Here is a 13,650-nt window from a genome sequence, read left to right as displayed (position 1 = left end):
AACGCGGGATCCTCTCTTTGAAAAATCCGCGCGCTCCTACCCGCCCCGCCGGGGGCTTCCCTGTAACTGCCTTCTATACCTGCTTATAACACGGAACCGGGCGCTTGTCAATTTTTTTCTGACTGTGCGCCCGCTCCCAGGGAGCCAAACCCGGCCTTCGGCGCCCCGCGGGCGGCCGCGAGGCGTTTCGCCTTTACTCCCCTACCCGGATATGCTATAATGGTGTCCGCTGAATCAACCGCAAAACCCGGCAGTAACAGTATGGTCAAGCTCCGGGAAAGGAGGGACCCCCATGACCGTGACTCCGGACACTCCGCTTACCGAATTCCCCGGCGTGGGGGATGTACGGGCCAAAAAGCTGGACAAGCTGGGCCTGTCCACCGCCGCCGACCTGCTGACCTATTATCCCCGGGACTACGAGGACCGGCGGCAGATGTACACCGTCCGGGACGCCCCCCTGGAGGGCCGGGTCTGCGTTGCCGCCATGGCGGCGGAGCACCCACGGAAAGCCCGTATCCGGAAGGGGCTGGAGCTGGTCCAGCTGAAGGTGGTGGACCACACCGGCGCCCTCCACCTCACCTTTTTCAACCAGGGCTATGTGGAAAAGGCCCTCCGGGCCGGGGAGGAGTACATCTTCTTCGGCACCGTGGAGGAGCAGGGCCGCCGCCGTACCATGGTCAACCCCATCTTCGAGCGGGTGGGCAAGCAGAGTTTCACCGGCTGCATCATGCCCATCTACCGCCTGACGGCGGGCATCTCCAACCATCTGTTGGCCTCCCTCACCCGGCAGGCTCTGGACTGCGCCCACACGGTCCCCGAAACTCTCCCTCCCTCCGTCCGCCGGGAGCACTCCTTGGCGGAACTGGAGTTTTCCCTCCGAAATATCCACTTTCCGGAAAACGAGGAGGCCCTGGACCTGGCCCGGAAGCGGCTCACCTTCGAGGAGCTGTTTTATCTGGCGGTGGGCCTCGATTTTCTAAAGCGGCGGCGGGAATCCGGCGGTCCGGGCTGCGCCGTCCCCACCCGGCCCTTCCGGGAGTTTCAGGCCCTTCTCCCCTTCACCCCTACCCAGGCCCAGCGCCGGGCCATGGATGAGGCGGCCTTTGACATGGCCTCGGGCCGTCCCATGAACCGGCTGGTCCAGGGGGACGTGGGCTCGGGCAAGACCGCCGTGGCTGCCTACGCCGCCTGGCTGGCGGTCAAAGGCGGGTATCAGGCCGCCCTCATGGCTCCCACCGAGGTGCTGGCGGAGCAGCACTACCGCTCCCTGTCCGCCCTGCTCTCCCCCGCCGGAGTGCGGGTGGGTCTGCTCACCGGAGCCATCCCTCCCACGGAAAAAAAGAAGGTGCGAAAGGCCCTGGCCGATGGGGATATCGACTTCGTCATCGGCACCCACGCCCTCATTTCCGATGGGGTGGCCTTCCACCGGCTGGCCCTCATCGTGGCCGACGAGCAGCACCGCTTCGGCGTGGCTCAGCGCGCCGCCCTGGCGGGCAAATCGGAGTTCGGCGGGATGCCCGCCCCCCATGTGCTGGTCATGTCGGCCACCCCCATCCCCCGGACCCTGGCCCTCATCATCTACGGGGACCTGGACGTGTCCGTCATCGACCAGCTGCCCCCCGGCCGCACCCCTGTAGAGACCTACGTCATTCGGGAGGACAAGCGGCAGCGGATGTACAATTTCGTCCAAAAGCAGGTATCCCAGAGCCGTCAGGTCTATATCGTCTGCCCGGCGGTGGAGGAAAACCCTGACGCCGCCCTTCCCGGCGAGGAGTCCCCCTCCCTGAACCTGAAAGCGGTAACGACCTATGCCGCCAAGCTGCAAACGGAGGTCTTTCCCGCGCTGCGCGTGGGCGTGCTCCACGGCAAGATGCGGCCCAAGGAGAAAGACGCCGTCATGGCCGCCTTTTCCGCCGGAGAGATTCAGGTACTGGTGGCCACCACCGTCATTGAGGTGGGGGTGGACGTGCCCAACGCCTCCCTCATGGTCATTGAGAACGCCGACCGCTTCGGTCTGAGCCAGCTCCACCAGCTCCGGGGCCGGGTGGGCCGGGGCCGGCACCAGTCCTACTGCGTCCTGGTCACCTCCACCCGCAATCCCGACGCCATGCAGCGGCTGCGGACCCTGGCCTCCACCACCGACGGCTTCAAGATCTCCGAGGAGGACCTGAAGCTCCGGGGTCCCGGCGACTTTTTTGGCAACCGGCAGCACGGCCTGCCCCAGATGAAGCTGGCGGACCTGGCCGGGGACATGCGTCTGCTCAGCCAGGCCCAGGAGGCCGCCCGCCGCCTGCTGGAGGAGGACCCCTCCCTGGCCCGTCCGGAGAACCGCCCCGTTTGGGACCGGGTCAGGCAGCTTTTCGCCGACACCCCCGACATTTTTAACTGACAAGGAGAATCATCATGCTTACCTTCCGCGACATCACCGTTCAGGACCACGACCTGATCCTGCCCATGGTCCGGGACTTTTACCACACCGACGCCGTCCTCCACGAGGTGGACGCCGAGATCCTGGAGCGCACCTTCCGGGACGCCGCCGACCACGGCGAGGACCTGCTCCGGGGCGTGCTCATCAGCGTGGACGGCCAGCCCGCCGGGTACCTCTATATCACCCAGTGCTACTCCGCCGAGGTGGGCGGCCGCTGCGTCTTTCTGGAGGAGATCTTCCTGAAGCCCCAGTTCCGGGGCCAGGGGCTGGGGCCCCAGGTCATGGCCTGGATTGAAAACCAGTACCCCTCCGCCCGCCGCTTCCGTCTGGAGGTCAACGAGGTCAACCGGGGCGCCGTCCACATGTACCAGAAGGCGGGCTATGATTATCTGCGCTATGACCAGATGGTCATTGACAAAGTGAAATAACGAGAGCTTTTGACAAAGGAGAGAGAAACATGAGTCACTTGGAACAGGTCCGGGCCATCCGCAACGAGGGCCCCGGCGTACACCACAACTGCTGCCAGTCCATTCTGGTCCCCTTCGCCCGGGAAATGGGGCTGTCTGAGGAGCAGGCCAACGCCCTGGGCGCCCACTTCGGCGCCGGGATGCGCCATGGAGCTGTCTGCGGCGCCCTCAGCGGGGCCATGATGGTGCTGGGAGCCATGGGCTATGGGGAACAGGAGGCCGCCGCCCTCATCCGCCAGTACCGGGAGGACCACGGCGCCACCGACTGCGCCACCTTGCTCAAGGCCTCCCACGACCGTGGGGAGCCCCGAAAGGCCCACTGCGACGGTCTGGTCTACGAGATGGCCGAGGCCCTGGACCGGATCATCAGCCAGCGTTCCGAAGCCTGATCCAAATACAAACCCACTGTCCGCAGTTTTCCTTAGACGCGAACGCCCCGCCCTCCGGCACAGCCGGGGGCGGGGCGCTTTTTTCTTTCTTATTTCAGGTGCCAGATATCCTCGTCATACTGCTGAATGGTCCGGTCGGAGGAGAAGTAGCCGGACTTGGCGATGTTGACCAGCATCTTCCGGGCCCAGGCATGGCGGTCGCCGTAGTCGTGGACGGCCCGCTCCTTGGCGGCGATATAGTCCTCCACGTCCAGCAGGGCCATGAACCAGTCCTTGCTCTTCATGTCCTTCCACAGCACGGACAGGCTGGCCGGGTCGCCGATGGCCAGCAGCTCGGGAGACACCAGGAAGTCCACCAGCCGCTCCACACCGGGACGGTGATAGTAGTCCAGGGGGCGGTAGCTGCCCTCGGCGTACATGCGGATCACCTCGTCGCTCTTGGCGCCGAAGGTGTAGATGTTCTCCGGGCCCACCAGCTGGGCGATCTCCACGTTGGCCCCGTCCAGAGTACCCAGCGTGACGGCGCCGTTGGCCATGAACTTCATGTTGCCGGTGCCGCTGGCCTCCTTGGACGCCAGGGAGATCTGCTCGGAGATGTCACAGGCAGGGATCAGGCTCTCAGCCCAGGTGACGTTGTAGTTCTCCACCATGGCCACCCGCAGCCAGGGCCGGACCTGGGGGTCCTGCTCGATGAGCTGCTGGAGGGTCAGGATCAGGTGGATGATGTGCTTTGCCATCACATAGGCGGGGGCGGCCTTGGCGCCGAAGATGACGGTGACGGGCCGCTCAGGCAGCTTGCCGCTCTTGATCTCCAGGTACTTGTAGATGATATACAGGGCGTTCATCTGTTGGCGCTTGTACTCGTGGAGCCGCTTGATCTGGATGTCAAACACCGAGTCGGGGTCCAGCTCCACGCCCTGGGCGGCCCACAGCAGCCGGCACAGGCGGTCCTTGTTCCCCTGCTTCACCGCCAGCAGCCGGTCCAGCACCACCTTGTCGTTCTGATAGTCCAGCAGCCCCTCCAGCTTCCGGGTGTCCCGCCGCCAGTCAGAGCCGATGCAGTCGTCAATGAGCGCGGCCAGCTCCGGGTCGCAGGCCTCCAGCCACCGGCGGAAGGTGACGCCGTTGGTCTTGTTGTTGAACTTCTGGGGATAGAGGTCGCAGAAGGGCTTCAGCTCCGAGTTCTTCAGGATCTCCGTATGGAGGGCGGCCACGCCGTTGACGGAGAAACCGTAGTGGATGTCCATGTGGGCCATGTGGACCCGCTCCTGGCCGTCGATGATGGCCACGCGGGGGTCGGGATGGGCTTCCTTCACCCGCTGGTCCAGCTCCAGGATGATGGGGACCAGCTGGGGCGCCACCTTCCGGATGAAGGCCAGGGGCCACTTCTCCAGGGCCTCGGCCAGAATGGTGTGGTTGGTGTAGGCGCAGGTCCGGCTCACCTGGTCGATGGCCATATTCACCGACATGCCCCGCTGGGTAAGCAGGCGGATCAGCTCGGGAATGACCATAGAGGGGTGGGTGTCGTTGATCTGGACCACCACATGGTCGGCCAGCTCCTCCAGACCGTAGCCCCGTTCCTCCAGCTCCTGGAGGATCAGCTGGGCTCCGGCGGACACCATGAAGTACTGCTGATAGACCCGCAGCAGCTGGCCCTTCTCGTCGCTATCATCGGGGTAGAGGAAGGAGGTCAGGTTGTGGGCGATGTCCGTCTTGTCAAAGCCGATGCCCACCCAGGGCTGGTCGGCGGGCTGCTCCACGTCGAAGAGATGGAGCCGGTTGGCGTACCCGTTGCCCGCTCCCGGGATGGCCACGTCGTACTGAACGGCCTTCAGCTCAAAACCGCCGAAGGGGACGGTAAAGGTCCGGCCGGTGGGGATAAGCCAGCTCTCCTCCTCCAGCCAGGGATCGGGCTCCTCGGTCTGCTTGTTGCCGGCAAACTTCTGGTGGAACAGGCCGTAGTGATAGTTCAGACCCACGCCGTCTCCGGGCAGACCCAGAGCCGCGATGGAGTCCAGGAAACAGGCGGCCAGACGGCCCAGACCTCCGTTTCCCAGAGAGGGTTCGGGCTCCTCGGACTCGATGACCCCCAGGTCCCGGCCCATCTCAAACAGCAGGCTTCTCACCTGGTCGTACAGGCCCAGGGCCAGCAGGTTATTGGACAGCAGCTTGCCCATGAGGAATTCCGCCGAGAAATAATACAGCTTCCGTCCCGTCTGGGGCGCCGGCCGGTCCTGGATCATGCGCCGGGTCATCAGCAGCAGGGCTTCATACAGCTGATGGTCGCTGCACTGGTCGGGGGAGCGGCCGAACCGCTCCTGGGTCATTTGAAAAAGCCGTTCTTTCAGTTCCATCGTCAAGTCTCCTCTCTGAGCGCCACATTCTGGAAACGTTTCCACTTCCGATTACGGCGTCAGTATATCAGTTGGCTGGCCCAACGTCAAATGATTTTTCATAAAATTGTGCACAATTCTTTCCTTTTTTAACCAGAATCCCGAGGCAAACAGAATAAAAAACCAGGATCTTCTAAAGAAGACCCTGGTTTTGACGCAAATCTCTCTCAGGCTCCGGCGGGTACAGGTTCCTTTTTCCCCGGTAGGCGCTGGTACACGCCCATCTCGTGGCGCAGCCGCTGGGCCAGTTCCGGACCGTAGCTGCCCGGCAGGGCCCGCCACTTCCAGTTTCCGCCCAGGGTGGAGGGGGTGTTCATCCGGGCCTCGCTTCCCAGGCCCAGCACGTCCTGGAGCTGCATCACCGCCAGATCGGCGCAGGAGGCCCAGGCCGAGCGCATCATGCCCCAGTGCCAGCCCTCTTCCTCGGTGAGGCGGAGATACTCCTTGGCGTATTCCACGTCCTTGGCGGGGGCGCTGGTCATCCAGCCCTGAATGGTGTCGTTGTCGTGGGTACCGGCGTATACCACGCAGTGTCTGGGATAGCAGTGAGGCAGGTAATCGCTGCCCGTGTCCCGGCTGTCAAAGGCAAACTCCAGCACCTTCATGCCGGGGTAGCCGGTCTCCTTCAGCAGCTGGCGCACCGTGTCGGTGAGGAAGCCCAGATCCTCGGCGATGATCTCCTTCTCCCCCAGGGCCTGGTTCACCGCCCGGAAGAACCCGACGCCGGGGCCGGGACGCCAGCGGCCGTTGCGGGCAGTCTCGTCCCCATAGGGGATGGCGTAATACTCGTCAAAGCCCCGGAAGTGGTCGATCCGCAGAATGTCGTAGACCTGGAACTGGGCGGCGATCCGGCGGATCCACCACTGGTAGCCGTCCTCCTTCATCTTCTCCCAGTCAAACAGGGGGTTGCCCCACAGCTGGCCGTCGGCGGAGAAGCCGTCGGGGGGGCAGCCGGCCACCTCGGTGGGCCGGCCGTTCTCGTCCAGCTGGAACTGGTCGGGGTTGGACCACACGTCGGCGCTGTCCGCCGACACATAGATGGGCAGGTCCCCAATGATGGAGATGCCCTGCTCATTGGCGTATTTTTTCAGTCTGCTCCACTGGCGGAAAAACAGGTACTGCACCGCCTTCCAGAAGGCCACCTCGTCCGCCAGCTCCCGCCGGCTCTCCTCCAGCGCCTGGGGACGGCGCAGCCGCTCCTCCTCCGGCCACTGGAACCAGGAAACGCCGCCGTACTTGCCCTTCAGGGCCATGAACAGGGCGTAATCCTCCAGCCACTGGGCCTGACTGGCACAGAAGTCCGCAAAGCCGGAATCCTGCTTCTCCAGCAGCCGGCCACAGGCCAGCCGCAGCACCGGGTAGCGCCGGACATACAGCAATCCGTAGTCCACCGCGGCGGGGTCGTCGCCCCAGTTTATGCTCTCATACTCCGCCTTTTCCAGCAGCCCCTCTTCGGCCAGATCGTCCAGGTCGATGAAATAAGGGTTGCCCGCGTAGGAGGAGAAGGACTGATAGGGGGAGTCCCCATAGCTGGTGGGGCACACCGGCAGGATCTGCCAGCAGGACTGGCCCGCCTGGGCCAAAAAGTCAACAAATTCCCGCGCCGCGGCCCCCATGGTGCCAATGCCGTAAGGGGCGGGCAGGGAGGAAATGGGCATCAGGATCCCGGATCTTCTCACGTTGGAATCCACCTTTCTGTGTATGGTTCGTTTCGAGCAGCTTATCCAGCCGCTCCGGCAGGGGGGCACACGCTCTCGCCCACCACCAACTGGAAAGGGACCACCCCGTGGGTGGGGCCTCGCCGGCTCTCTATGCCGCGCAGCAGCACCTCGACCCCCTGCTCCGCCAGCCGCTGGGTGTCCTGGCGGACGGTGGTCAGCCGGGGCACCGCGTAGCGGGCTATGGAGATCCCGTCGTAGCCTACCACGGAAATATCCTCCGGCACCCGCTTGCCCAGATCCCGCAGGGCCCGGATAGAGCCGATGGCCATGACGTCGCTCATGGCAAAGATGGCGGTCAGATCGGGGCAGCGCTCCATCAGACGGTTGGTGGCGGCGTAGGCGTCGGCCATGGAGTAGCGGCAGGGCTCGCACTGGCGCTCCCCGTCAAAGGGCACGCCCCAGCGGTCAAAGGCCGCCTTGCAGCCCAGGATGCGGCGGTAGCTGATCTGAGAACAGGACCAGTTGCCGCCCAGAATACCGATGTTCCGGTGCCCCTGGCCCACCAGGTAGTCGATGGCCTGGTCGGCCCCGGCCTCGTCGTCGGTGGTCATGCTGGACAGGTTGTCAAAGCCCAAGTCCCGGGCCGTGTTGGTCAGCAGGACGGAGGGGGTGCTGATTTCCTGAAACCGCTCCCGGAAGAAGTCCAGGTCGCCACCCAGGAACAGGAACCCCAGGGGCTTGCGCTCCCGGCACAGCTGCAGGGCGTAGGCCACCTCGTTGGCGTCCTCGTCCAGATAGTAGACGGCGGCGTCCCGGCCCCGGTCCCGCAGAAGCGACTGGATCCGCTCCACCAGATCGGCAAAGAGCATGTTTTGGGTGCCTTTTACCAGAATGGCGATGCTGGTGCCTGCCTGCTGCTTCAGATGCTTGGCGTTGTTGTTGGGTCGGAAGCCCTGTTCCTCCACCACCGCCATCACCTTCCGCCGGGTCTCTTCGCTGACGTCGGGGTGCTGGTTCAGCACCCGGGACACCGTGGCCACGCCGCAGCCCGACAGCCGGGCGATATCCTTGATGGTCATCGTGTCCCCTCCTTTCCGGGTCTCCGCGATTCGCGCCCGCAGGCGCGAATCAAATCAAATCTGTTTTTTCGGCGGCTCCGCCGTCGAAAAAACTCCTCTCGGCCCGCAAGTGTGCGAGCGAAGCGAGTGCGCGCGACAGGCCGCAATCTCCTCAGGCAAGTGCCTTGCGCACTTGCCTGAAGTATTTTACCCCTTCACAGCGCCGGCCGCAACACCCTTTATGATGTGCTTCTGGCACAGCAGGTAGACGATGATGATGGGGATGATGTTCATCATGATGGAGGCCATCATGGGACCCATCTCCACCTTGCCGAAACTGCCCCGGAAGTACTGGATCAGGATGGGAATGGTCATATAGCCCTTGGTGCGGTCCAGCACCAGATAGGGCAGCAGATAGTCATTCCACAGCCACATGGTCTCCAGAATGCCCACGGAGATCAAGGTGGGCTTCAGAATGGGCAACACCACCCGGAAGAAGGTCTGGATCGGATTGCAGCCGTCGATGAGGGCGGCTTCCTCGATCTCGATGGGGATGGACTTCATGAAGCCGCAGAACATGAACACGGCCAGTCCCGCGCCAAAGCCCAGATAGATGATGCAGATGGTATAGGGGCTGCTGAGATGCAGCCGGTCCGCCGTGGCGGACAGGGTGAACATCAGCATCTGGAAGGGGACGACCATGGAGAATACGAACAGATAGTAGAGGGCCTTGCTGTACCAGGCGTTGATCCGGGTGATGAACCAGGCGCACATGGAGCAGCACACCAGGATGAGCACCACCGAGCTGACGGTGATGACCAGGCTGTACCAGAAGGCGGACAGGAAGCCCTTGGAGGTCAGTGCGTTGATATAGTTGTCCAGACCGGCGAAGCTCTCGGCGGTGGGCAGCTGGAAAGCGGTGCCGGTGCTGATGGAGGTCTCTTTTTTCAGAGAGTTGAACAGGATCATGAACACAGGGTACACCCAGGCGATACACAAAACGCCCAGGACCACGGTCAGCACACGGTCCTTCAGTGTCTGTCGCTTTGTCATTATTGCTGCACCTCCTTAGAGCGGGTCGCGCGGAGCTGGAAGAGAGAGATGGCGATGACCAGGATACAGAAGATCACGGCCTTGGCCTGGCCGTAGCCCTTCCACTGGGGCCCGGAGCGACCGTAGAAGGTCTGGTAAATGTTCAGCGCCAGCATCTCGGTCTTGTGGGCGGGATCGCCGCCGGTCAGGGCCAGGTTCTGGTCGAACAGCTTGAAGCCGTTGGTCAGGCTGAGGAACAGGCAGATGGTGATGGAGGGCATCAGGTTGGGCAGCTTGATCTTCCACAGGATCTGCCGCTCGGTGGCGCCGTCGATGCGGGCGGCCTCCAGATAGTCCCCCGGGATGGACTGCAAGCCAGCGATATAGATGATCATCATATAGCCGATCTGCTGCCAGCACATAAGGATGACCAGACCGATGAAACCGTAGGGGGCATGGAGGGACATCAGGGGCTTGCCCAGCAGGGTCAGAACGCAGTTGAGCAGGATGTTCCAGATATAGCCCAGCACGATGCCGCCGATCAGATTGGGCATGAAGTAGACGGAGCGGAACAGGTTGGTGCCCTTGATCTCCCGGGTCAGGGCCAGAGCGATGGCCAGGGCCGCGATGTTGATGGCCAGGGTGGACACCACGGTGAACAGGGCGGTAAACCAGAAGGAGTGGAGGAAATCCGCCTCCGTCAGAGCGTAAATATAGTTGGTCAGGCCGTTGAAGGTGGCCTTGTCAATGGTGATAAACCGGCAGAAGGACAGGTACAGGCCCTGCAGGAAGGGCCACACGAAGCCGATGATAAACGCCGCCAGCGTGGGCAGGACGAACACTGGCCAATATCGCTTGATCGCTTTTTCCACAATATCACTCCTAAAGAATCGTCTCTCTCCCCTTGGAGACTGTTGCGGTGCTGCCTGCGGCGGAACCGGATAAAAAAACGGGGCGGGCGGTAAGGCCCACCCCGTTTTTATCCGTGTGGCGTTAAACTCAGCCGTTCAGCGCGGCGTACTCGCTGGCCCAGCCGTCCACGAACTTGGAGACCACGTCGTCCCAGCTGCCGGTACCGGCGGCGTAGGCGGTCAGAGCGTTGCCCACCTCGTTCTTCCAGTTCTCAGAGGGCATGGTGGGGAAGTTCCAGGACACAGGCATCTTGCCCTCGGCAGTGTAGGCGGCGTCCTGCTTGACGAACAGGTTGGGGGACTCCTGAGCACCCTTGAAGGGGATAACGAAGCCCATGTCCTCGGCCATGGCCTTGGTGCCCTTCTCGGAGGTGACGCACCAGTACATGAAGTCCAGAGTGGCCTGGATGTCCTCCTCCTTGGCGGAGTTGTTGACGCACCAGTAGTTCTCAGTACCGGTACACAGGCCCTGGTTGGCCTCGTCGCCGGCGCCGATATAGATGGGGATCATGGCCAGATCGTCGTCAGTGAACTTACCCTCGCCCACCAGGTTGCCGTACTCCCAGGAACCGTTCTGGAAGAACACGGCCTCGCCGGCCAGGAACTCGTTGCGGGAGTCGTCGCCGGTCTTGCTGGACAGGACGGCGGGCTCGCAGGTGGAGTTGTTGATATACAGGTCAAAGATGGCCTTGTAGTTATCCAGGTAGGTGCCCTCGATGGCGTCGGTGGTGCCGATACCCTTGTCCTGATACTCGAAGTACAGGGGCAGGTTAGCCAGGTGGGTCTTGAAGCGCCAGTCGGAGGAGCCGTCCATGCCGGCGGAGGAGAAGGCGGCGAAGCCCAGCTCGTCCTTGCGGGCGGTGATGTCCTCGGCCACCTTCTTCAGATCGGCGAAGGACTGGATGTCCTCGATGGAATAGCCGGCCTTGGCCAGCAGGGTCTTGTTGGTGATGATGCCGTAGGACTCGATGACGTAGGCGATGCCGGCAACAGCGTCGCCGTCCTTCAGGGCATAGCCGTCGGAGGTCAGCTCACCATACACGGCGGAGCCGCTCAGGTCATAGCAGTAGTCCTTCCAGTTCGCCAGACCCACGGGGCCGTTGACCTGGAACAGGGTGGGCGGGGTGCTCTTGGCGATCTCGCTCATCAGGGTCTGCTCATAGGTACCGGAGGCGGCGGTGACCACGGTGACGGGCACGCCGGTCTCCTCAGTGTAGGCCTTGGCCAGGTTCTGCCAGGCCTCGTCCTGCTCGGGCTTAAAGTTCAGGTAATAGACGGAGCCGGTGGCAGCGGGCTTGCTGCCGTCGCCGGCGGCGCTGCCGCTGGTGGCGGGGGTGTTGGTGTTTCCGCCGCCGCAGCCGGCCAGCAGAGACAGAGACATGGCCGCTGCCAGGGCCAGGGCAAAGATCTTCTTGCTCATTCCAATATTTCCTCCTTAAAAATCTCGCGGAATATTTTTGGAAACGTTACTGGAAACGTTTCCACTTCCTGCATGCATAATCATATCAGCCTCTCAGCCAAAATACAAGGTTTTTTTGACGGATCCGAACATTTTTGTCGGATTGCTGAAATCTTTTCTTCTGTTTTGTACAATATCCCCATCTTTTTCGGCCCCTCTCCCGGCCCTTCGGCGCAGATTTTCGTTGTCATTTTCTCATCCATCCGCTATAATATAAAAATAAGAATCTCTACTGACCGGGCGCCTCTCCCATGGGCGCCCGCAACAACAACAGAAACCAGCGGGAGGGAGTTCCATGAGCAACTATGTGATTTCCATCAGCCGGGAATTCGGCAGCGGCGGCAGATTGATTGGCAAGCGGCTGGCCGCCCGTCTGGGCATCCCCTGCTATGACCGGACCATTATCCAAAAGGCCTCGGAAAAGAGCGGCCTTTCCCCCGACTTCATCGCCCGGGCGGAGGAGCGGGCCCGCAGCCGCTTCCACCTGTCCATCACCCCCATCGGCATCGGCACCTCTACTCTTGCCCACCAGGGCGTTCCCGTCAGCCACCAGGCCTTTTTCGCCCAGGCCGAGGTCATTCGGGAGCTGGCCGACGAGGGCCCCTGCGTCATCGTGGGCCGGTGCAGCGACTATGTGCTGGGGGCGCGGCCCGAGTGTCTGAAGGTCTTTATCCACGCCGACCTGCCCAGCCGGGTAGCCCGCTGCGTGGAGGAATACCACATCCCCTCCGACGATATGGAGCGCCGGATTTCCGAGATGGACCGGGGCCGGGCCAACTATTACAACTACTATACCGGCCACACCTGGGGCGAGATGCGCCGCTACGACCTGACCCTGAACTCCAGCGTCACCGGCATCGACGGCGCGGTGGATCTGATCGCCGCTCTGGTCCAGGCCCGTGCGGCCCGGGACGCCGCGGTGTAATATCCGTCATTTTCCGTCCGTTATTTATGGTAGTATGACCAGGAAAGGAGTCCCTATGCCTGTCAGCCCTCTCCCCCGCATCCAGATCTCCGGAGAAGCCGGACATATGAACAATTACGAGGCGGCCGTCCGCGACGCGGGCGGTCTGCCTGTCTCCGGATACGCCCCCGATCCCGACCTGAGCTGTGACGGTCTCCTCCTGTGCGGCGGGGGCGACATCGAGCCCTCCCGCTTCGGCCAGGAGAACCGGGGCTCCCAGCCCCCCGACCTGCTGCGGGACCAGGCGGAGCTGGAGCTGTTCCACGCCTTTTTTCAGGCCGGAAAGCCCATCCTGGGCATCTGCCGCGGCATGCAGCTGATCAACGTGGCTTTGGGCGGCGATTTGATTCAGGACCTGCCGCCGGAGCAAAAGCCCTTCCATGGCGGCGTGGACCACGATCTGGTCCACCCCGTCCGGTCCGCCGATGGCTCCCTCCTGCGCCAGCTCTACGGCCCCGTCTTCCCGGTGAATAGCACCCACCACCAGGCGGTGGGCCGGCTGGGTGCCGGATTGGAGGCCGCAGCCTGGGCGGAGAGCGGCTTTGCCGAGGCCATCGTCCACCGCTCCCTGCCTGTCTGGGGCTTCCAGTTCCACCCCGAGCGGATGTCTTTCCAGCACCGCCGGACGGATACGGTGGACGGTGCGCCCCTGCTGTGCCGCTTTGTTGCCCTCTGCCGGCATTGAACCGGTCTGTTTACCCTTCCCAATGACACGGGGCGGCCACGCCCCAGGAGGTCCCCACACCATGTTTTTTCCACCATCTGTTCGCCGGCTGCTGGCCGCCTGTCTGGGTCTGCTGCTCTGCCTGACCCCTGAGGCGGCCTTCGCCCTTCCTACGAAGGACCGGGTGGCGGCCATCCCCGCCCCCTCCCCCTACTCGCAGGAGT

General features: G+C 63.0%; 11 protein-coding genes. 5 read left to right on the top strand and 6 right to left on the bottom strand.

Annotated elements, in window-relative coordinates; genetic code table 11:
- The first annotated feature begins 292 nt into the window (after positions 1–292).
- From recG to I6E39_RS02265, 3 genes are read left to right on the top strand one after another with little or no spacing between them, the layout of a single operon-like run.
- Positions 293–2,389: an ATP-dependent DNA helicase RecG gene (gene recG / locus I6E39_RS02275; RefSeq protein WP_235379689.1), complete on the top strand. Its 2,097-nt coding sequence runs from the start codon at positions 293–295 to the stop codon at positions 2,387–2,389.
- A 14-nt stretch (positions 2,390–2,403) separates the two neighbouring features.
- Complete coding sequence (locus I6E39_RS02270) at positions 2,404–2,856, top strand: GNAT family N-acetyltransferase (RefSeq protein WP_235379687.1); 453 nt, start codon at positions 2,404–2,406, stop codon at positions 2,854–2,856.
- Between the two features lie 29 nt (positions 2,857–2,885).
- Entirely contained in the window at positions 2,886–3,284 is a 399-nt protein-coding gene (locus I6E39_RS02265; protein ID WP_235379685.1) for a C-GCAxxG-C-C family protein, read from the top strand.
- Positions 3,285–3,373: 89 nt separating this feature from the next.
- On the opposite strand, the gene I6E39_RS02260 is transcribed toward I6E39_RS02265, so the two are convergent.
- From I6E39_RS02260 to I6E39_RS02235, 6 genes are all read right to left on the bottom strand, one after another.
- Positions 3,374–5,638: a glycogen/starch/alpha-glucan phosphorylase gene (locus I6E39_RS02260; protein WP_235379684.1), complete on the bottom strand. Its 2,265-nt coding sequence runs from the start codon at positions 5,636–5,638 to the stop codon at positions 3,374–3,376.
- A gap of 206 nt (positions 5,639–5,844) precedes the next feature.
- Positions 5,845–7,401 carry a 4-alpha-glucanotransferase gene (gene malQ / locus I6E39_RS02255; protein ID WP_420908170.1) on the bottom strand — a complete coding sequence of 519 codons (1,557 nt, stop codon included), beginning with the start codon at positions 7,399–7,401 and terminating at the stop codon, positions 5,845–5,847.
- The gene (locus I6E39_RS02250; protein WP_235379680.1) at positions 7,398–8,417 is read right to left on the bottom strand and encodes a LacI family DNA-binding transcriptional regulator; all 1,020 of its coding nucleotides are present in this window, start codon (positions 8,415–8,417) and stop codon (positions 7,398–7,400) included. Before I6E39_RS02250 ends, malQ begins: the two co-directional genes overlap by 4 nt.
- 186 nt (positions 8,418–8,603) lie before the next feature.
- A complete protein-coding gene (locus I6E39_RS02245; protein ID WP_235379678.1) occupies positions 8,604–9,449 on the bottom strand; it encodes a carbohydrate ABC transporter permease in 846 nt (281 codons plus the stop codon).
- Positions 9,449–10,300 carry a carbohydrate ABC transporter permease gene (locus tag I6E39_RS02240; protein ID WP_235379677.1) on the bottom strand — a complete coding sequence of 284 codons (852 nt, stop codon included), beginning with the start codon at positions 10,298–10,300 and terminating at the stop codon, positions 9,449–9,451. The genes I6E39_RS02245 and I6E39_RS02240 overlap by 1 nt, the downstream gene beginning before the upstream one ends.
- Before the next feature lie 127 nt (positions 10,301–10,427).
- Positions 10,428–11,759 carry an ABC transporter substrate-binding protein gene (locus I6E39_RS02235; protein ID WP_235379675.1) on the bottom strand — a complete coding sequence of 444 codons (1,332 nt, stop codon included), beginning with the start codon at positions 11,757–11,759 and terminating at the stop codon, positions 10,428–10,430.
- A gap of 334 nt (positions 11,760–12,093) precedes the next feature.
- On the opposite strand from I6E39_RS02235, the gene I6E39_RS02230 reads away from it, so the two are divergent.
- Both I6E39_RS02230 and I6E39_RS02225 read left to right on the top strand, forming a co-directional pair.
- A complete protein-coding gene (locus I6E39_RS02230) occupies positions 12,094–12,723 on the top strand; it encodes a cytidylate kinase-like family protein (RefSeq protein ID WP_235379673.1) in 630 nt (209 codons plus the stop codon).
- 106 nt (positions 12,724–12,829) lie between these two features.
- The gene (locus I6E39_RS02225) at positions 12,830–13,447 is read left to right on the top strand and encodes a gamma-glutamyl-gamma-aminobutyrate hydrolase family protein (protein ID WP_235379671.1); all 618 of its coding nucleotides are present in this window, start codon (positions 12,830–12,832) and stop codon (positions 13,445–13,447) included.
- Positions 13,448–13,650 lie beyond the last annotated feature (203 nt).

Source organism: Pseudoflavonifractor phocaeensis (assembly GCF_021531375.1).
GTDB lineage: Bacteria > Bacillota > Clostridia > Oscillospirales > Oscillospiraceae > Lawsonibacter > Lawsonibacter phocaeensis_B.
The sequence above is the reverse complement of the archived record's forward strand: the minus strand, read 5'-3'. Positions and strand labels throughout refer to the sequence as shown.

Bases quoted from the DNA above. Each gene is read 5' to 3' on its own strand.
- recG (WP_235379689.1), top strand. From the start codon at position 293: ATGACCGTGACTCCGGACACTCCGCTTACCGAATTCCCCGGCGTGGGG.
- I6E39_RS02270 (WP_235379687.1), top strand. From the start codon at position 2,404: ATGCTTACCTTCCGCGACATCACCGTTCAGGACCACGACCTGATCCTG.
- I6E39_RS02265 (WP_235379685.1), top strand. From the start codon at position 2,886: ATGAGTCACTTGGAACAGGTCCGGGCCATCCGCAACGAGGGCCCCGGC.
- I6E39_RS02260 (WP_235379684.1), bottom strand. From the start codon at position 5,638: ATGGAACTGAAAGAACGGCTTTTTCAAATGACCCAGGAGCGGTTCGGC.
- I6E39_RS02250 (WP_235379680.1), bottom strand. From the start codon at position 8,417: ATGACCATCAAGGATATCGCCCGGCTGTCGGGCTGCGGCGTGGCCACG.
- I6E39_RS02245 (WP_235379678.1), bottom strand. From the start codon at position 9,449: ATGACAAAGCGACAGACACTGAAGGACCGTGTGCTGACCGTGGTCCTG.
- I6E39_RS02235 (WP_235379675.1), bottom strand. From the start codon at position 11,759: ATGAGCAAGAAGATCTTTGCCCTGGCCCTGGCAGCGGCCATGTCTCTG.
- I6E39_RS02230 (WP_235379673.1), top strand. From the start codon at position 12,094: ATGAGCAACTATGTGATTTCCATCAGCCGGGAATTCGGCAGCGGCGGC.
- I6E39_RS02225 (WP_235379671.1), top strand. From the start codon at position 12,830: ATGAACAATTACGAGGCGGCCGTCCGCGACGCGGGCGGTCTGCCTGTC.